Raw genomic sequence first — 18,539 nt, forward strand, 5'->3', positions numbered from 1 at the left:
CGCTCAACAGCGACTCAATCAGCAGGTCGCGGCCTGATTCTGCTCTCGAGGTTGACACAAGGGGTGTCATGAGCGCTCCTCACGAGGCAGGCGGGTCGAAGCGGCCGTCGACGGCGGTCCAGCCACCGTCCACGGCCAGCACGGAGCCCGTCACGAACGACGAAGCATCCGAAGCGAGGTACACGACGGCGCCGGCGAGCTCGTCCGGACGCGCCCAGCGGCCCAGCGCGCCCTTCGCCGCGTACGCGTCGTACCACTCGGGGTTCGCCTTGATCTGCGCGGTCAGCGGGGTCTCGACGACGCCGGGCGCGATCGCGTTGACCCGGACGCCGGCCGGGCCGAACTCCGCGGCGGCGGTGCGGAACAGCTGGACCAGGCCCGCTTTCGTCGCCGCGTACGGGCCCTGGCCCGGCTCGACGGTCGTGCCGCGGATCGACGAGAAGCCGATGATGCTGCCGCGCCCGCGCGCGACCATGTCGGCGCCGAAGACGCGGACGACCTCGAACGTCACGCCGAGGTTCAGCGCGATGACGCGGTCGAACTCCTCGCGCGTGTAGTCGAGCAAGCGTTTGCGGACGTTGGTCGCGGCGGTCAGCACGACGATGTCCTGCGGGCCGAGGTCGGACGCGGCCTTGTCCAAAGCGCCCGGTTCGAGCAGGTCGAGCTCGTACGCCTCCCCCACGCCCGCCTCGCGCGCGGCTTCGAGGTCACGGTCGGCGCACACCACGTCGGCGCCGTGCGCGGCCAGCGCCCGCGCGGCTTCGCGGCCGATGCCGCCCGCGCCGAGCACGACGGCACGCCGTCCGTCCAGCCGGAACAACGTCGAATAGTTCACGGGCGCAGCACCGCCATCCTGGTCACGGTCAGCTCTTCGACGGCGAACCGCGGTCCCTCACGGCCGATGCCGGAGTCCTTCACCCCGCCGTAGGGCATGGTGTCCGAGCGGAAGCCGGGCACCTCGTTGACCACGACCCCGCCGACCTCCAGCTCGTCCAGTGCGCGAAACGCCGTCTTCAGGGACTTGCTGTAGACGCTGGCGTGGAGGCCGTAGCGAGAGGCGTTGACCGCGGCGAAGGCCTCGTCCACATCGGACACCGTGCGCACGCAGACGACCGGGCCGAAGATCTCTTCGTCCCAGGCTTCGACGCCGTCCGGGACGTCCAGGAGGACGGTCGGGCGCAGTACCGTGCCGTCCACCCCGCCGCCGACCCGGCGTGCGCCGGACTTCTCGATCCACGCGGCGACCCGGTCGGTGGAAGCGGGGTCGATCAGCGCCGACACCCGCGTCTTCTCGTCCCGCGGATCGCCGATGACGACCTCGTCGAGCCGGGCCAGCAGGCGGTCGGTGAACTCTTCGGCGACCGAAGCGACGACCAGCACCCGCTGGACCGAGATGCACGCCTGACCGGACGCGTAGAACCCGCCGCGCAGCACGGCGTCCACGGCGGCTTCCAGATCCGCGTCTTCGGCCACCACGAGCGCCGCGTTCGACCCCAGTTCCAGCAACGTCTTCGTCGGGGCCGCGTCGCGGGCGATGCGGTGGCCGACCGCGGCCGAGCCGGTGAACGACACCGCGCCGATGCGGCGGTCGGTGGTCAGCGCCGCGCCCACGGCCGCGTCGCCGGTGACCAGCTGGACCATCGCGGCGATCGGCGCGACCGACCGGACCAGGTGCACCAGCCACAGCGTGGCCAGCGGCGTCTGGGGTGCGGGCTTGACGATCACCGGGCAGCCGGCGGCAATCGCGGGCGCGATCTTGTGCGACGCCAGCAGCAGCGGGTAGTTGAAGCCCGCGATACCGACGACGACGCCGATCGGCTTGCGCTTCCAGAACCCGACCAGCCCGTCGCCCGAGGGCAGAAGGTCCAGCGGCACGGTTTCGCCGTGCAGCCGGGACACCTCTTCGGCGGCGGCTTCCCAGGTGACGATCGTGCGGGCGACCTCGACGCGGCAGTCGACCAGGGGCTTCCCGGTCTCCAGGACGAGGAGGTTCTCGAACTCCTCGCGGCGAGACCGGATCGCCGCGGCGACGTCGTTGAGCAGCGAACGCCGGACCCGCGAAGGCAGCGAAGCCACTTCGCGCGCGACGGCGACTGCTTCGTCCACCGCGCAAGTCGCCAGCTCAGGCGTACCGACCGGCGCGAGGCCGACGACGCTCCCGTCGTAAGGGAAAACGATTTCTTCGGCATCCACAGTGGACACCCAGCCGCCGCCGATCGGCAGGCCGTCCGGGTACTCAGGCATCGTCACCTCCGCGCAACCGGGCCAGTTCCGCGCGCAGGTTCGGCGCGGCTTCGAGAAGTTCCCGCGTGTATTCGTGCTGGGGCGTGTCGTAGACCTGCGAAACGTCGCCGAGTTCGACGATTTCGCCGCGGCGCATCACCGCGACCCGGTCGCAGACGTGCCGGACGACGCCGAGGTCGTGGGACACGAAGATCAGCGTCAGCGCGAACTGCTCCACCAGCGAGCCGAGCAGGTCGAGGATCTGGCCGCGCACGGAGACGTCAAGGGCGCTGACCGGCTCGTCGGCGATCAGCACGCTCGGGTTGGGCGCCAACGCGCGGGCGATCGAGATCCGCTGCCGCTGGCCACCGGAGAACTGGTGCGGGTAGCGCTGGGCGGCGTCGGCGGGCAGGCCGACGGCGGCGAGCAGTTCGGCGACGCGGTCGGGTTCCCGGCGGCCCATCGGCTCGGAAACGATGTCGCGCACGCGCATCCGCGGGTCCAGCGAGCCCATCGGGTCCTGGAAGACGATCTGCAGTTCGGACCGCAGGAAGCCGAGGCGGCGTTCGGGCAGGTTGTCGATGCGCCGGCCCTGGAACGAGACCGTGCCGGCGGTCGGCTTGTCGAGCGCCGCCAGCAACCGGACCAGCGTGGACTTGCCGGAACCGGACTCCCCCACGATGCCGAACCGCTGCCCCGCCTCGACGGCGAAGCTGACACCGCGCAGCGCGTGGACGTCCCGCCGGGCGTACCGGCGTTCGAGGTCGCGGACTTCGATGATGGTCATCGCCGGGCCTCCAGATCCGAGGCGTCCAGCAGCTTCCGCGTGTAGGCATGCGAAGGCGCCGTCAGCACTTCGCGCGTCGAGCCCGCTTCGACGATCTCACCGTCCAGCATCACCAGGACGCGCTCGCACACCGAAGCCACGACGGCGAGGTCGTGCGTGATGAACAGCAACGCGCTTTCGGCGGGCAGCGACGTCTTGATCAGCGAAAGGATCTGGGCCTGCACGGTGACGTCGAGGGCGGTGGTCGGCTCGTCGCAGATCAGCAGCGCCGGCTCGTTCGCCAGCGCCATCGCGAGCACGACCCGCTGCCGCTGCCCGCCCGACAGCTGGTGCGGGTACGCGCGGGCGGTGCCCGGCAGGCCCACCGCATCGAGGAGCTCTTCGGCGCGGTGACGGCGTCCGCGCAGGCGCCCGGGCTCGGTGACCTGGCGGCCGACGCGCATGGCCGGGTTCAACGCCGTCATCGGCTCCTGGAACACCATGGCCAGCTCGTCACCGCGCAGCCGCGACAGGTCCTTTTCGGACATTCCGAGCAGCTCGCGGCCGCCGAGCCGGATCGAGCCGGACGCGCGCAGCTCCTCGGGCAGCAAGCCCATGATCGACAGCGCCGTCAACGACTTCCCGGACCCGGACTCCCCGATCAGGCCGACGCGCTCACCCACGCCGATCTCGAAGGAAATGCCGCGGACGAGCGAAGAAACGCTGAGGCCCGAAACCGAGAGCGTCGTCATACGCGGGCCGCCAATCGGGGATCCAGGCGGTCGCGGAGGCCGTCGCCGAGGAGGTTGAAGCCGAGGACGGCGACGGCGATCGCGATGCCCGGCACCAGCGCCAGCCGCGGCTGCACGGTCAGCAGTTCCTGCGATTCCTGCAGCATCCGGCCCCACGACGGCGTCGGCGGCCGCGTGCCGAACCCGAGGAACGACAACGCCGCTTCGGCGAGCACGGCGATCGCGAACGACACCGAGGCCTGCACGATCAGCAGGCCGGAGATGTTCGGCAGCACGTGCCGCAGCGCGATGTTCAGCCGCGACCGCCCGCCCGCGCGGGCCGCGAGCACGAACTCGGTGCTCATCACCTGCAGCGTGCCGGAGCGGGCGATCCGGGCGAACGACGGAATGGTGGCGATGCCGATGGCGACCATCGCGGTCAGCGTGTCGGCCCCGAACACGGCGCCGAACATGATGGCCAGCAGCAGCGCGGGGAACGCCAGCACGAGGTCGTTGACCCGCATGACGAACTCGCCGAGCCATCGCGGGGACATCCCGGCCAGGACCCCCAGCGGCGTGCCGATGACCGCGGCGATCCCGACGGCGACGACCCCGACGTACAACGTCGTCCGCGCGCCGACCATGAGCTGGCTCAGCAGGTCCCGGCCGAATTTGTCGGTGCCGAACCAGTGGGAGCCGGTGAAGCCGAGCAGCCGGTGGGCCGCGTCGACCTTCACCGGGTCGAACGGCGTCCACGCGAACGACAGCAGCGCGGCCAGCACCACCAGGCCGACGAGGATCCCGCCGATCAGGAGATTGCGCATCACGAACCCCGCAATCTCGGGTCGAGCACGGTGTAGAGGAGGTCGACGACGAAGTTGACCAGCAGCACGCCGACCACCAGCACGAGCACGATCCCCTGCACGGTCAGCAGGTCACGCGCGGAGACGGCGTCCAGCAGCATCGAACCCAGGCCCGGCAGCACGAACACGCGCTCGACGACGACGGCGCCGATCAGCAGGGTCGCCAGCTGCAGGCCGAGCACGGTGACCACCGGCACCGACGCGTTGCGCAAGCCGTGGCGCACCAGCGCCTGCCCCGGCCGGAGGCCCTTCGAGCGCGCGGTGCGCAGGTAGTCCTGGCCGAGCGTGTCGAGCACCGCCGACCGGACATAACGCGTGAGCACCGCGCCCTGCACCAATCCCAAGGACAGCGCGGGGAGCACCAGGCCGCGGAAGAACTCGCCGAAGTCCTGGTCCGGCGGCGTCCACCCGCCCGAAGGCAGCCAGCGCAGCCGCACGGCGAAGATCTGCACGAGGATGATCCCGGCGAGGAACGCGGGGATCGCGACACCGATCTGCGACAGGCCCGAGACGCTCGCGCCGGCCGCTTTCCGGTGCTTCACCGCGGCGAACGTGCCCGCGGGGATCGCGATCACCAGAGCCACCAGCATGCCCGCGCCGACCAGCCACAACGTCACGCCGAGGCGGTCGAACAGCTGGGGGCCGATCACGTCCCGCGTCACGTACGAACGGCCGAAGTCGCCGTGCAGCACGCCACCGATCCAGTCGAAGTACTGCGTGACCAGCGGCCGGTCGATGCCGAACTCCGCGCGCGTCTTGGCGAGCAGCTCCGGCGTCGCGTTGACGCCGAGCGCGACCTGCGCCGGGTCGCCCGGCAGCACGGCCATGAACAGGAACACGACGATGGACGCGACCAGCACGCTGACCACGAAGATCGCCACCCGGCGCAGCACCCTGGCCGTCATCGCGGCGCCAGCCCGGTGAGGTCGAAGGACTCGCTGACCTGGTTCTGCACGAACCCGCCGACCTTCGCCTTCGCGACGATGACGTTGGGGAACAGGAACAGCCAGTCCGCGGCCGCGTCGGTGTTCAGCTGCCGCGCCACCTGCTTCATGTCCGCGACCTGCTGCTCCGGCGTCCCGCTGTCGGCCTCGGCGAGCAGCTGCCGGACGCGCTTGCCGTCGTAACCCCAGTAGTACTTCGGCTTCCCGAACGTCGTGATGTCCCGGGCCTCGACGTGCTGGATGATCGACAGGTCGTAGTCGTGGTCGGTGAACACCTGCTTGAGCCACACCGCCGGGAAGTCGAGCGGCTCGATCGTGGTCCGCACGCCGACGTCGGCGAGCTGCGACTGGACGACCTGCGCCGCCGACACCGCGTACGGCAGGTTCGGGATCCGCAGCCGCAGGTTCAGGTTCGTCGCGCCGGCTTCGGAGAGCAGCGCCTGGGCCCGCGCGGGATCGAACGGGTGGACGTTCGCCAGGTCCTCGTACCACGGGTCGGTCGGCGGGACCATGCTGCCGATCAATGTGCCGCGGCCCGCCCACGCCGTGTCCAGCAGTGCCTTCCGGTCGATCGCGTAGGTCAGCGCCTGGCGGACGCGGACGTCGTTCAACGGCGGCCGCGCGTTGTTCATGGCCAGCGTGACTTCGGAGTTCGTCGTGCCTTGGACGACCTGGAACCGGTCGTCGGCCTGGAACTGCGGGACCGAATCGGGCGCGGTGATCGCGGAGATGACGTCGATGCCGTTGCTGAACAACGCATTGTTCAGCGCGGTCGGGTCCTTGATGTACTTGAGGACGACCGTGCCGTACGCCGGTTTCCGGCCCCAGTACGCGGGATTCGCCTTCAGCACCACGGAGTCGCCGCGCTTGCGCGCCGCCACGACGTACGGCCCGGTGCCGACGGGCTTGTTCGCCAGGTCGGTGACGCCGGTGGGGCTGAACATCGCGCCGAGCCGGCTGGTGAGGCTGAACAGCCAGCCGTTCGACGGCTTCGAGAGCACGACCCGCGCGTGGTCCGGCGCCACGACGTCGACGTGGTCGATGACGTCCATGTTCGCCTTGATCGAGATCGTCCAGTCGGTCTTCACCCGCAGGAGCGAGAACTTGACGTCCTCGGCGGTGAAGGGGGCGCCGTTGCTGAACCTGACGCCCGGCTGCAGCTGGAAGTCGTAGGTCTTCCGGTCCGGGCTGATCGTCCACGACTTCGCGAGCAGGGGCACGACCTTGCCCTGCGCGTCGAGCTTCACCAGGCCTTCGTAGACGTTGTAGAGCAGCGCCTGCGGGATGGCGGCGCCGTCGGTGCGGGTGAAGTCGAAGTTCGCCGGTTCCGCCGTGAAGCCGACGGAAAGCGTGTCCGGACCAGCGGAAACGCTGGCCGACGAGCCGGCCGAGCACCCGGACACCACGAGCAGCAGCGCCGCTGCCAGCACGTGAAGTCGGGCTTTCATTCGGCCTCCAGATAAGTACACTGGTCTGACCAGTAGCCTGCACGCGACGGACGTCGAGGTCAAGGGATGCGGTTCGAACCGGTGGCTCCGGTCCGCGCGTACGAGCGGGTCGTCGAGCAGATCGAGCAGGCCGTGGTCAGCGGCACGCTCAAGCCGGGGGAACGCCTGCCGAGCGAGCGGGAGCTGATGACGCAGTTCGGCGTCGGCCGCTCGACGATCCGCGAAGCCCTGCGCGTGCTGCAGGCGGCCGAGATGATCCGCTCGCGGCCCGGGGACCCGCGCGGCCCGGAGGTGCTGGCCGCCTCGCCCGCCGCGTTGCACCGCTCGATGCACCGGCTCGCGCGCGCCGACCACGTCGGGCTCGCCGAACTGCTGCAGTTCCGGATGATCCTCGACGGCTCGGCGCACCTGCTCGCGGCCGGGCTCCGCACCGAAGAGGACCTGACCGGCCTCGACGCGGCCCTGGAGTCGATGCGCGAAGGCGTTTCGCGCGGCTACGCCGAGTTCAGCCGCGCCGACGTCGCCTTCCACGAGGTGATCGCGCGCATCTCCCGCAATCCGTTGCTGGTGGTCAGCGAGGAAGTCGTGCGCGGGGTCGTGCTCGAACTGATCGAGGACAAGCTCGAGCACGCCAGCAACCGGACGTCGCTGATGCGCACCTGGCTCGCCCACCACGCCGAGGTGCTCGACGCGATCCGCGCGGCCGACGGCGCCGGCGCGGCGCACCTGGCCAAACAGGCGTTGTACGACAACTACGCCGAATACGTCCCCGCCGGGCAACGGCCTCTGCTCACGCCGTTGCTGCGGCCCTAAACTCGGCCAGGTGGATTCGGCGAAACGGGACGGCGTCGGCCTCGCGCTCTCGGGCGGCGGCTACCGCGCAATGCTCTTCCACGCCGGTGCGCTCTGGCGGCTCAACGAGCTCGGCTGGCTGCCGAAGCTGACCACCGTCTCCAGCGTCTCCGGCGGTTCGATCGCGGCGGGCGTGCTGGCGCACGCGTGGAGCAAGCTGTGGTTCGGCGCGGACGGCGTGGCGGAGAACTTCGGCAAGGAGGTCGTGCAGCCGATCCGGAAGCTGGCCCGCACGAACCTCGACGTCCCGGTCACGCTGAAGGCGATGCTGATGCCGTGGCGCAGTGCCGGCGAGGAACTCGCGCGCCGCTACGCGAAGCACCTCTTCGGCGACTGCTGCCTCGCGGACCTCGACCCGGCCGGGCCGCACTTCGTGTTCACCGCGACCAGCCTGCAGGACGGCTCGCTGTGGTGGTTCTTCCGGCAGCCGGGCCCGCACGGGCAGATCTCGCTGGCCACCGCGGTCGCGGCGTCGTCGGCGTTCCCGCCGATGCTTTCGCCGGTGGTGATCCCCGATCCGCACCGGCCCGGCCGCAAGATCGTGCTCAGCGACGCCGGCGTGTACGACAACCTCGGCCTCGACCCGATCGAGAACCAGCGGGCGACCGTCCTGGTCAGCGACGCGGGCAAGAAGATGAAGCACGAGGACCGGCCGCGGCACAACTGGCCGATGCAGCTGCTGCGCGTGCTGACCGTGATGGACAACCAGGTCCGCGAGCTGCGCACCGGCTCGCTGCTCAAGTCCTATGAGGACAAGACGTACGCCGGCACGTACTGGGCGACCTACAGCGACATCGAACACTTCGAGCTGCCGGACGCCCTGCCGGCCCCGATCGCGCAGACCCGGGAACTCGCCGAGACGAAGACCCGGCTGACCAGGATGTCCGAGACGACGCAGGACCAGCTGATCAACTGGGGGTACGCGGTCTGCGACGCGGGCATGCGGCGCTGGGTCTGTCCCGGAACCGGGCTCAAGCCGGAGTTCCCGTACCCGGCCTCAGGCGTCGGCTAGGTTCGCGTAGACGACGATGTTGTCCTGGTAGCTGTGCTCGGCGTGGTCGAACACGCCACCGCAGGTGATCAGCCGCAGTTCCGGCTTGGCGCTGTTGCCGTAGACGGCGTCGCGGGGGAACGTGTCCTTCGGGACCTGGGTGACGCGGTCGACGACGAACTTCAGCTGCCGGCCGTCGCTGCGGTCGATGTCGACCTCGTCGCCGGGGACGAGGTCCTTGAGCTTGAAGAAGATGCCCGGTTTCTTGTCGCCGTCGACGTGGCCGAGCACGATCGCCGGGCCGACGTCGCCCGGCACCGGCGAAAGCTTGTACCAGGCCGCCTGCATCGGCGTGCGCACCGACGGGACGGAGATCGAACCGTCGGGCTTCACGGCGACGGCCAGCAGGCTGGACTCCGCGCCGATCTTCGGGATCTTCACGGACGTCGGCCGGAGCCCCTTGAACGGCACGGTCACCGGAACCGACGCGGGCGCGGGCGCGGGAGCCGCGGCTTTCGGCGGCTCGGCGGTGCCGCACCCGGCCAGGGCCAGCACCAGGGCAAGCGCCGCGCCCGCCCGGCGGGCCGTCACCAGGCCGTGCCGCCGAAGCCCGTCTCGACCCCGCCCTTGGGCGCGACCTTGACCTGGGCCTTCGGAGCGGCGTTGCCGGCGGGAGTGGTGCTGGTTGCGGTGGTGAGCGGCGCGGTGCTCGACGCCGGGGAACTGGACGAGGGCGTGCTCGCGCTCGTCGTGGTGCTCGTGGCCGTCACGGTCGAGGTCGGCGGCTGCAGCTTCTGCTCGAAGTCGACCGTGCCGTTGCCCTCTACGCCACCGCAAGTCCAGCTGAACTTCGCGCTGGTCGTGCCGGCCGGGGCGGCCACCACCCGGACGGAGTAGTTCCAGAGGCCGTTGGCCTCGTCCTGGTCCGGGCCGCTGGTGAGGCTCAAGTACTGGGTCGCCACTTCGCCCGGCTGGCCGGCCGCGCAGACGATGACCAGGATGCCCTCGCCGCCGACACCGACGAAGCCGTGCCCGGTGTTGTCCTGGTAGTCGGCCTTGGGCACTTCCTGGACGGGCTTGTCCGCTTCGGCCTCGACCTTGGGCGCGATCCGCTTTTCGGTGGTCTTGACGTCACCGTTCGTGCTCGGCGGCGCCTTCGTCGTCGAGGTGGCCGAAGTGGACGAAGGCGCCGTGGTGCTCGCCGGGCTGCTCGAGGTCGAGGTTTCCGAAGTGGACGGGGTGGTTTCCGTGGGCGACGTGCTGGTCTCGTCCTGCGCCAGCGCGGCGGGCGCGGCGGCGAAGGTGATCAGCGCACCGGCGGACACGATCCCCGCGACCCGGCTCAACGTTCTACCCACGGTGACTCCCAACGCCGGATGACCTACGACGTCGCGACTATCGGCTGTTCACCCGTCTGCGTTACTCCGGGAGGGCGAACGCCAGGTCGTCCCACAGGTCTTCCGGGTCCTCCAGGCCGACGCTGAACCGGATCAGCCCGGCCGGGACGCGCTCCTCGCCCGCCAGCCACGCCCGCCGCTCGACCAGGCTCTCGACGCCGCCGAGGCTCGTCGCCGACCGGATCAGCCGGACCGACGCGCAGAAGCGGTCCGCCGTCTCGGCGTCGGCCAGGTCGAAGGAGACCATCATCCCGAAGCCCGGGTAGCGCACCCGCCGCACCGCGGGGTGCCCGGCGAGCCGCTCCGCCAGCAGCGCGGCGGTGCGCGACTGCTCCGCGAGCCGGACGGGCATGGTCCGCAGCCCGCGCAGCGCGAGCCAGGCTTCGAGGGCGCCCGGCGTCGACCCGACCCGCGTCCGCGCGCCCCGCAGCTCGGCCGCGACTTCCGGGTCCTTGGCGACGGTGATGCCCAGCAGCAGGTCGCTGTGCCCGCCGATGAGCTTGGTCGCGCTGTGCACGACGACGTCCGCGCCCAGCTCGAGCGGCCGCTGCCGCAACGGCGTCGCGAAGGTGTTGTCGACGACGACCCGGCCGCGCGCGGCCGCCGCGATCGGCTCGATGGCCATCACGTCGAGGGTCGGGTTGGTGGGCGACTCCAGCCAGACCAGGTCGGCCGTCGCGGCCTCGGCGACCCAGGCCTCGGTGTCCGTCGGCTCCAGCTCGGTGACGGCGAGCTTGCCGAGCTTCTGCGCGTGGGCCAGCACCCCGCGCGTGACGGCGTAGCTGAACGTCGGAACGGCGACCCGCGACCCGACCGGCAGCAGGTCCAGCACCGCGGACAGGGTGGCGACCCCGGACGCGAACGCCGTCGCCTCGCCGCCTTCCAGCGCCCCGACGGCTTCCTCGAGCGCGTGCCAGGTCGGCGTCCCGTCGCCGCGCGCGTACGCGAAATCGCCACCGGCCTGGTAGGTGCTGGTGGCGACGAGCGGGGTGTTCAGCGGCTCACCGGGACCGTGCGGCCGGCCGGCGGCGATGGCCTTGGTGCGGGGCGTCCAGTCGTCCATCCGCCCACGGTAACCGCCGTTCGTGGCCCGGTCGTGAGTGGTAATGAGGGTTCTAACCCTCATTACCACTCACGACCTGCGGTAGGGGGCCTCAGTGCGCGTACACCTCGAACTCGTACAGCGAGTAGCCGTACTTGGTGCCGCGCTGGACGCCCTGCAGCTTGACGAACCGGGCCGGGGTCGCGGCGAACGCGAGGTTGTCCTGCCCGCCGTCGCCGTCGGTCACCACGGCCGCGTCCGTCCAGGCGACCGCGTCCGGCGAGAGCTGGATCTTGTAGCCCTTGCCGTAGGCGGACTCCCAGTTGAGCATCACCCGCGAGACCTGCTGGACCGAACCGAGGTCGACGGTGATCGCCTGGTCGTCGCTCCAGTCGCTGGCCCAGCGGGTCGAGGCGTTCCCGTCGATCGCGTTGGACGCCGGCGAGTTGTAGAAGCCGGACTCGGCGCTGGTGGCGCTGACCGTCTTCGTCGCCGCGAGGTTCGCGACGTTGTCCCCGCGGTGCGCGGCGTACTCGACGACCTGCTGGAACGTCGGGCGGTTCTGCCAGCTGATCTTGTCCTGCGTGATGCCGCCGAGCGGGTTCTGGATGATCGAGTCGGCACACCACTGGTCACCGGCCGAGCAGTTCGCGTCACCGGGGTAGACGGTGTTCGCGGCCTGACCGGCGGCCGTGGTCAGCGAGTCGACGAGCGCCTGGCGGCACGCGGTCACGTCGCCGCCGCCGCAGAACGTCTGGGCGAGCGGGCCCGCCACCGGCTGGCCGAGTACCTGGCGGATGTCCTTGCTGACGTAACCCCACCAGCCGAACTGGAACGACGAGCCCTTGTGGGGCTGCCCGGTGTGCTGGCCGTTGCCGTTCTGCCAGCCGGACGGGCTTTCGTTGATGCCGAGCACGCTGGTCATCGCGTTGTAGGCGGGGTCGCCCATGCCCGGCTTGAACTCGGCCTGGACCAGCAGCGGCCACCAGGCGTCGAAGATGCGGATCGCGTCGGCGTCCGCGTACGCCTTGCTGCCCGGCGAGGTCTCCGTGCGCAGCTGGCCGTGGGAGAGCCACGTCTTGAGCTTCGCCTCGGCGTCCGCCGCCGCACCGGTGGCCGGTGTCTTGTCGAGCACCTGCAGCAGCAGCGGCAGCACGCGCTCGGCACGCAGGTCGGCCAGCGCGGCCTCCGACATCGCCTGGGTCAGGTTGACCCGGGTGACCTTGGTGCCGCTGGTGATGAGCTTCTTCACCCGGGAGTCGAGCAGGTCGACGCGGTGCACGGCCGACTTGTCCGCGCCGGCCGCCGCGTAGCCGTTGGCCTGGGCGTTGTTCCAGCTGACGTAGTAGTCCTGGTTGATCGACTGCGGGTGCTGCGACGCCGGCGTGTAGTTCGCGACGTTGCCCGCCGGGTTCCAGCCCACCCAGTCGTGGCCCTGGTCGCCCCACACCGGCATGTTCGGGTCCACATCGGACTGCCGCACCGGGTTGGCCCCGGAGTTGAAGTAGGCGATGTCCTTGGAATCGGCGTAGAACCAGTTGAACGTGAAGTTGATGTCCTGCGCGGCCCGCTGGAAGTCCGCCGCGGACTTGACGAAGGTCGGGTCGTTGAGCTCCTGGAAGCCGATGAGCGAATCGACTTCGTGGAAGTAGGACGACCGCAGCGCCGCGTACGCCACCGGCTTGCCGCCGACCGTCGCCCGGCTCTGCACCGGCCCGTACTTGGTCCGGTAGCTGCGCAACGTGTACGAGCCCGCCGCGGTGCCGTCGGCCAGGGTCGGCTTCCAGGCGTTCTTGACCTCGACGGTGTCCATCGGGACGCACTTGCCCTGGTAGGTGTAGTAGTTCGAGTCCTTCGTCGGCGCGTTGCCGCTCGGGTCGCACAGCTGCAGCGCGTAGGTGTCGATGATGTCCTGCGCCGACGTCGTCGCGCTCCACGAGTAGTCCTGGCCGCGGCCGAGGAGCGTGTACATGCTCAGCCCGGCGAAGGCCGCGCCGCGCGAGCTGATGCCCGGGCCCTGCAGCTCCTGCAACAGCAGCAGCTGCGGGGCGAAGTACCCGGTCTGCGGGCCGAACACCGCGACCGGGTGGCCGCTGGCGGTCTTCGCGCCGGAGACGAGCAGCGCGTTGGACATGCCGTGCTTCTCGCTCAGCATGTTCGCCGGCAGCACGCCGTTCTCGAACATCCCGCGGGCGGGCTCCAGCTCGGCGGGCGCGGCGACGTCCACAGTGGACGGCGTCGCGGTGGACGCCGAGCCGGTCTTGTCGAACACCAGCGGCTGCGGGGTCACCGAGTTCTTGTCCGGCAGGGCGCGGCCGGCCGCGTTGGCCGGCGTCTTGCCGTACGGGAAGGTCTGCCCGTCGTGCAGCGTCTTGACCGCCTCGGGGTCATCCTCCGCGCGGAGGCTCTGCCACACCTTCTCGCCCTGCACGACGCCGTACTTCTCCTGCAGCGAGAGCTTCGCGATGGCGTTCTGGACCTCGCCGCCGCCGCCCGCGCCGAACTCGGCGCCGATCAGCGAGGCGAGCGCGACCAGGTCGGTCAGCTTGAACGGGTCGATCGACCCGGCGTTGGTGATCGAGTCGACGTGCCCGGTCAGCACGTACTCGCCGGGGAAGTACCGGCCGTTGTAGGAGTCGCTGATGTACTTGTTGATGCCGTCCACGTAGGCCTGCGCGTCGGCGAGGCCCTGCGCACCGCGCGGGCCGCTGGCGGCCGTGCGGTCGATCTGCGCCTGCAGCTCGGCTTCGGTGTACGGCGCGTTCGCGAAGAACTGCTGCTCGAGCTCGCGGTTGGCTTCGGCGCCACCGGCGAACGAGGTGACCTGGCCGCGGGCGGCGTGCCGCAGCACGTCCATCAGCCACAGCCGGTCCTGCCCGGCCGCGTAGCCGGCGCCGAACTCGGTGCCGGCGCGGGTGGTCCCGGTGATGTGCGGGACGCCGAGCGCCTTGTCCCGCACGATCGTGACGTCCGCCCGCGGCTTCGTCGTGCTCGCCACCTGGTCGGCCGGGACGCCGAACGAGGAGTCGTTGAAGTACTGGTTGATCGCGCCGGTGGTCAGCGTCTTGTAGCCGCCGGCCAGCGAGGAGTACTTCCCGAGCTGGTCGGCCGAGTGCGCCGGGCGGGTGCCGAGCAGCTTGTGCGCCAGGATTTCCGCGAGGGTGGCGCTGCCCTGTTCGCCGGGCGGGAGGATGTCGCTGCACTGCCCCCCGCAGTAGTCGTCGGGCGACACGGCCGCTTGCGCGGCCGGCGCGGTGACGGCGACCTGGGTCAGTCCGGCCACGAGGGCCCCCAGTGCCGTTACGGTCAGGGCGCGGATGCGACGTCGCATGCCGGGCTCCCCTCAGTCCAGAAAAGTGACGAAGCGCACGCTACCCAGCAGTAGGCTAAGTGTGAAGACTTTTCGCGTTTTTCCCCTCCTTGGGCGTAGTCCGATCGGCGCAGCCTCCGGAGCGTCGGTACGGTGAGCCCTATGACCTTGGAAAAGCCCCTCATCGACCCCCCGGATGGACCCCCGCCGGCCGACCTCGAGATCACCGACCTCACCGTCGGTGACGGCGCGGAGGCCACGGCGGGCAAGTCCGTCACCGTGCACTACGTCGGTGTCGCCCACTCGACCGGCGAAGAGTTCGACGCGTCCTGGAACCGCGGCGAGCCGCTGCGCTTCGGCCTCGGTGCCGGCCAGGTCATCTCCGGCTGGGACCAGGGTGTCGCGGGGATGAAGATCGGCGGCCGCCGCAAGCTGGTGATCCCGCCGCACCTGGGCTACGGCGACCGCGGCGCGGGCGGCGTGATCAAGCCCGGCGAGACCCTCATCTTCGTCGTCGACCTGGTCGGCGTGAACTGACTTCCGCACATTTCCGGCAAACCGGCCCCGGCGCGACCGCGCCGGGGCCGGTTTTTGCTCCAAGCAGCGCCTTTCGGGCCCTCGAGCCGTCACTACGCTCGGAAGTGATCACCGGCCGCCACCGCCGGTGCGCGACAAGGGGGATCCACCGATGCGCGTTCGCGCTGTGCTTTCCGCTGCCCTTCTGACGTTGGCCGCCGGGCTCGCCACCGCGCCACCGGCTTCGGCCGTGGCCAACGGCGCCGACGTTCCGGCGGGCCAGTTCGGCTTCGCCGCGAAGCTCACCATGACGGACATCCCGAAGCCCAACGGCACGAAGTACAACAGCGCGTGCTCCGGCGCGCTGATCGCCGCGCAGTGGATCATCACCGCAGGTCACTGCTTCCACGACGCCAACCGCAACCGCGTCTCCGGGCCGGTGCCGTACCCGACGTCCGTCCTGCTCGGCACGGTCGACCAGAACACGCCCGGGGTGACGCGCAACGTCGTCACCGTCTACCAGGCGAGCGCCAACGACATCGCGATCGCCACCCTCGACGCGGACGTAACCGGCATCACACCGCTGACGATCAACCGGGTCACGCCCTCGGCCGGCCAGCTGCTGACCCTCGCCGGCTGGGGCAGCCTCACCTCGGTCAACCCGGCCCCCTCGACGAAGCTGCAGCAGGGGACGGTGCAGGTCGGCCAGGTCGCCGCCGCGACGCTCGGTGTCCAGGGCGTCGCCCCGACGTCGACGACGAGCGCCTGCGTGTACGACTCGGGCGCGCCGTACTTCGTCGCGGGCGGCTCCGGCGGGCAGCTGGTGTCGGTCGAGTCGACCGGCCCGGACTGCCCGCACCACCAGCTCGAGACCACGTCCCGCGTGGACGTCGTCGCGGACTGGATCGCCGCGCACACCGGCTGACCCGGCGCCGGGCGTCACCCGATGGTCCACCGGGTGACGCCCGGCCAGGGAATTCCCCGCCCGCGGCGGCGGCCCTAACGTCGAAATGCCGACCACCGATTCGACGAAGGGGAAGAATGCGCCTGCGCGCCCTGCTCGCCGCTGCCGTTTTGACCGTCTCCACCGCTCCCGCCGCCTGGGCCGTCGCCCACGGTTCCGACGTCCCGCCGGGGCAGTACGGGTTCGTCGCGAAGCTCGCGATGACGAAGATCCCGCGCCCGGACGGCTCGACGTACAGCAGCTACTGCACGGGCGCGCTCATCGCGCCCGCGTGGGTCCTGACGACCGGCCACTGCTTCCACGACGCCCACCGCGACCGCGTCTCGGGCAAGACCCCGTACCCGACGACGGTGACGCTGGGCCTGACCGACGAAGCCACGGAATCGGGCATCGCCCGCCGGGCGACCGAGGTCCTCCAGGCCAAGGAGAACGACGTCGCCCTGATCCGCCTCGACTCCCCGGTGACGACGGTGCCACCGCTCACGGTGAGCCGCGCGGCCCCGAAGGTCGGCCAGCAGCTGACCCTGGCGGGCTGGGGCAGCCTGACGAACGCGGACCCCAAGCCCGCCACCCGCCTCCAGCAGGGCACGGTGGCGGTGGCGAAGGTGGATCCGACGACGCTGGGCGTCCGCGGCGCGGCCCCGGAGATCACCACGAGCGCCTGCACGTACGACTCCGGAGCGCCCTATTTTTCGGGCAACGAGCTGGTCTCCTTGGAGGCAACGGGCCCGGATTGCCCCCACGCGGGCATCGAGACGACGAGCCGGGCGGACGTCATAGCGGACTGGATCGCCACCCACACGGCGTAACTTCGCCCAGGGCGAACACAAGTGACTTAGCCCACGAACCGCCTCCCAGACCACGCTGGGAGGCGACGTGAGGCACCGTGGGGGTCCGGGGGCTCGGCCCCCGGGAAACACAAGGCCAATGGGAAGGGCCCCGATCGCGCTAGCGATCGGGGCCCTGAACAGCGTGGGCGAGGAGGGAGTTGAACCCTCACGTCCTTTCGGACACACGGACCTGAACCGTGCGCGTCTGCCATTCCGCCACTCGCCCGAGTGCGTCTCTCAAGCAGCGAGGAGAAGACTAGCAGGTGCTTTGAACAGCTTTCACCGGGGGCCGTGTAGAGGCTGGCTCACCCGGATAGGATCGATGCGGAAGCACACGTGTGAGGAGGTTTTCCCCGGTGGGCCGCGCCGAACGATTCGACAGGCGACTCGAGAACCTGGTGGGGAACACTTTCGCGCGCATGTTCGGTGGCAACGTCGTCACGCAGGAAGTGGCGATCGCCCTGGAGCGGGAGAGTGAGGAGAACGTTCGTGAGCTGGCAGGCGGTCGGCAGCTCGCCCCCAATCACTACATCGTGTCCCTGGGGGCGGCTGACCACGAGCGCATGGCCGGTGACGAGCAACGTGTCACCCAGGTGCTGGCCAAGGCGGTGGCGGAACACCTCGCCGCCGAAGGCCTGGACACCTATGGTGACGTCGTCGTATCACTCGAGCGCAACGAGGCGCTGCATACTGGACAGTTCAAGACCCGTTCGTCCGTCGATCCCGACGCCCGCCCCTCAGGCGCCGGTTCACCGCGGTCGGCACGACCCAGCAACGCAGGAGACCCAGCAATGAGCCAGCCCCCCGGCTACGGCCAATACGACCAGGGTGACCCGTACGGCCAGCAGGGCCAGTACGGCTACGGACAGCAGGGTGGCCAGCAGCCCGGGTACGACCAGGGTTACGGCCAGCAGGGTGGATACGACCAGTACGGCGGCCAGCAGCCCCAAGGCGGTGGCTACGACCAGTACGGTCAGCCGCAGCAGGGCGGCGGGTACGACCAGTACGGCCAGCAGCCCCAGGCCGGCTACGACCAGGGCTACGCCCAGCCCCAGGGTGGTGGCTACGACCAGGGCGGCTACCAGCAGCCGCAAGCCGGCGGCTACGACCAGGGCTACGGCCAGCCCCAGGGCGGCGGGTACGACCAGGGCGGCTACCAGCAGCAGGGTGGCTACGACCAGTACGGCCAGCAGCAGCCGCAAGGCGGGTACGACCAGTACGGCCAGCAGCAGGCGTACGGCCAGCCGGCCGCGGACCCGTACGCCCAGCAGCAGGGCGGCTACGGCCAGCCCGCGCCGGGTCGTCAGCTCGCGGCGAGCCTGCAGCTGGACGACGGCTCGAACCGCACGTACTCGCTGAAGCAGGGCGGGAACGTCGTGGGCCGGGGCCAGGACGCGGACTTCCGCCTGCCGGACACCGGGGTCTCGCGCCGTCACCTGGAGATCACCTGGGACGGCCAGAGCGCGACGCTCGCCGACATCGGCTCGACCAACGGCACGACCGTGAACGGCACCCCGGTCCAGACCTGGCAGCTCGCCGACGGCGACGTCATCCGGGTGGGTCATTCGTCCCTCGTGTTCCGTACACAGGGCTGACTCAGGACCCGGAATACTGTTCCCGCAGAATTGACGTGCGGGGGGACCGCGGCGTACCCGCGTCGCG

17 protein-coding genes and 1 tRNA gene are annotated in these 18,539 nt (G+C 70.5%); 6 read left to right on the plus strand and 12 right to left on the minus strand.

The window, feature by feature from the left end; all coding sequences use genetic code 11:
• Positions 1 to 79: 79 nt before the first annotated feature.
• The 7 genes from C2L58_RS14705 to C2L58_RS14735 are packed head-to-tail and all read right to left on the minus strand — an operon-like array spanning position 80 to position 6,975.
• Positions 80 to 835 (minus strand): SDR family NAD(P)-dependent oxidoreductase, encoded by a 756-nt coding sequence (locus C2L58_RS14705; RefSeq protein ID WP_103338141.1) that lies wholly within the window; start codon positions 833 to 835, stop codon positions 80 to 82.
• Entirely contained in the window at positions 832 to 2,244 is a 1,413-nt protein-coding gene (locus tag C2L58_RS14710) for an aldehyde dehydrogenase family protein (protein WP_103338142.1), read from the minus strand. The genes C2L58_RS14705 and C2L58_RS14710 overlap by 4 nt, the downstream gene beginning before the upstream one ends.
• Positions 2,237 to 3,010, minus strand: a complete 774-nt coding sequence (locus C2L58_RS14715; protein ID WP_103338143.1) for an ABC transporter ATP-binding protein — start codon at positions 3,008 to 3,010, stop codon at positions 2,237 to 2,239. The genes C2L58_RS14710 and C2L58_RS14715 overlap by 8 nt, the downstream gene beginning before the upstream one ends.
• Complete coding sequence (locus C2L58_RS14720; protein ID WP_103338144.1) at positions 3,007 to 3,741, minus strand: ATP-binding cassette domain-containing protein; 735 nt, start codon at positions 3,739 to 3,741, stop codon at positions 3,007 to 3,009. Before C2L58_RS14720 ends, C2L58_RS14715 begins: the two co-directional genes overlap by 4 nt.
• Positions 3,738 to 4,544 carry an ABC transporter permease gene (locus C2L58_RS14725; protein WP_199191276.1) on the minus strand — a complete coding sequence of 269 codons (807 nt, stop codon included), beginning with the start codon at positions 4,542 to 4,544 and terminating at the stop codon, positions 3,738 to 3,740. The genes C2L58_RS14720 and C2L58_RS14725 overlap by 4 nt, the downstream gene beginning before the upstream one ends.
• Positions 4,544 to 5,488, minus strand: coding sequence for an ABC transporter permease (locus C2L58_RS14730; protein ID WP_103338146.1), 945 nt, complete (start codon positions 5,486 to 5,488; stop codon positions 4,544 to 4,546). The genes C2L58_RS14725 and C2L58_RS14730 overlap by 1 nt, the downstream gene beginning before the upstream one ends.
• Entirely contained in the window at positions 5,485 to 6,975 is a 1,491-nt protein-coding gene (locus C2L58_RS14735; protein ID WP_199191277.1) for an ABC transporter substrate-binding protein, read from the minus strand. The genes C2L58_RS14730 and C2L58_RS14735 overlap by 4 nt, the downstream gene beginning before the upstream one ends.
• A 66-nt stretch (positions 6,976 to 7,041) precedes the next feature.
• On the opposite strand from C2L58_RS14735, the gene C2L58_RS14740 reads away from it, so the two are divergent.
• Together C2L58_RS14740 and C2L58_RS14745 are read left to right on the plus strand one after the other, a co-directional pair.
• Positions 7,042 to 7,788 carry a FadR/GntR family transcriptional regulator gene (locus C2L58_RS14740; RefSeq protein WP_103338147.1) on the plus strand — a complete coding sequence of 249 codons (747 nt, stop codon included), beginning with the start codon at positions 7,042 to 7,044 and terminating at the stop codon, positions 7,786 to 7,788.
• A gap of 10 nt (positions 7,789 to 7,798) precedes the next feature.
• On the plus strand, positions 7,799 to 8,839 hold the full coding sequence (locus tag C2L58_RS14745) for a patatin-like phospholipase family protein (RefSeq protein WP_103338148.1): 1,041 nt from the start codon (positions 7,799 to 7,801) through the stop codon (positions 8,837 to 8,839).
• On the opposite strand, the gene C2L58_RS14750 is transcribed toward C2L58_RS14745, so the two are convergent.
• The 4 genes from C2L58_RS14750 to C2L58_RS14765 form a co-directional block, all read right to left on the minus strand.
• Complete coding sequence (locus tag C2L58_RS14750; RefSeq protein ID WP_103338149.1) at positions 8,825 to 9,409, minus strand: class F sortase; 585 nt, start codon at positions 9,407 to 9,409, stop codon at positions 8,825 to 8,827. The genes C2L58_RS14745 and C2L58_RS14750 overlap by 15 nt on opposite strands.
• On the minus strand, positions 9,406 to 10,176 hold the full coding sequence (locus tag C2L58_RS14755) for a hypothetical protein (RefSeq protein ID WP_233225727.1): 771 nt from the start codon (positions 10,174 to 10,176) through the stop codon (positions 9,406 to 9,408). Before C2L58_RS14755 ends, C2L58_RS14750 begins: the two co-directional genes overlap by 4 nt.
• Positions 10,177 to 10,237: 61 nt before the next feature.
• Positions 10,238 to 11,278 (minus strand): trans-sulfuration enzyme family protein, encoded by a 1,041-nt coding sequence (locus C2L58_RS14760; protein WP_103338151.1) that lies wholly within the window; start codon positions 11,276 to 11,278, stop codon positions 10,238 to 10,240.
• A 91-nt stretch (positions 11,279 to 11,369) separates the two neighbouring features.
• Positions 11,370 to 14,588, minus strand: a complete 3,219-nt coding sequence (locus tag C2L58_RS14765; RefSeq protein ID WP_199191278.1) for a penicillin acylase family protein — start codon at positions 14,586 to 14,588, stop codon at positions 11,370 to 11,372.
• Between the two features lie 141 nt (positions 14,589 to 14,729).
• Here C2L58_RS14765 and C2L58_RS14770 point away from each other — a divergent pair, with 141 nt between their 5' ends.
• The 3 genes from C2L58_RS14770 to C2L58_RS14780 all read left to right on the plus strand — a co-directional run bounded on the left by C2L58_RS14770 (position 14,730) and on the right by C2L58_RS14780 (position 16,856).
• Positions 14,730 to 15,104 carry an FKBP-type peptidyl-prolyl cis-trans isomerase gene (locus C2L58_RS14770; protein ID WP_103338153.1) on the plus strand — a complete coding sequence of 125 codons (375 nt, stop codon included), beginning with the start codon at positions 14,730 to 14,732 and terminating at the stop codon, positions 15,102 to 15,104.
• Positions 15,105 to 15,255: 151 nt separating this feature from the next.
• Entirely contained in the window at positions 15,256 to 16,008 is a 753-nt protein-coding gene (locus C2L58_RS14775) for a S1 family peptidase (protein WP_103338154.1), read from the plus strand.
• Positions 16,009 to 16,124: 116 nt separating this feature from the next.
• A complete protein-coding gene (locus C2L58_RS14780) occupies positions 16,125 to 16,856 on the plus strand; it encodes a S1 family peptidase (RefSeq protein WP_103338155.1) in 732 nt (243 codons plus the stop codon).
• A gap of 164 nt (positions 16,857 to 17,020) precedes the next feature.
• Here C2L58_RS14780 and C2L58_RS14785 read toward each other — a convergent pair.
• Positions 17,021 to 17,103: transfer RNA gene (locus C2L58_RS14785), tRNA-Leu, on the minus strand.
• 130 nt (positions 17,104 to 17,233) lie between these two features.
• Here C2L58_RS14785 and C2L58_RS14790 point away from each other — a divergent pair.
• Positions 17,234 to 18,472, plus strand: coding sequence for a DUF3662 and FHA domain-containing protein (locus C2L58_RS14790; RefSeq protein ID WP_103338156.1), 1,239 nt, complete (start codon positions 17,234 to 17,236; stop codon positions 18,470 to 18,472).
• Positions 18,473 to 18,539 lie beyond the last annotated feature (67 nt).

It is taken from the genome of Amycolatopsis sp. CA-126428, assembly GCF_002904335.1.
Lineage (GTDB): Bacteria > Actinomycetota > Actinomycetes > Mycobacteriales > Pseudonocardiaceae > Amycolatopsis.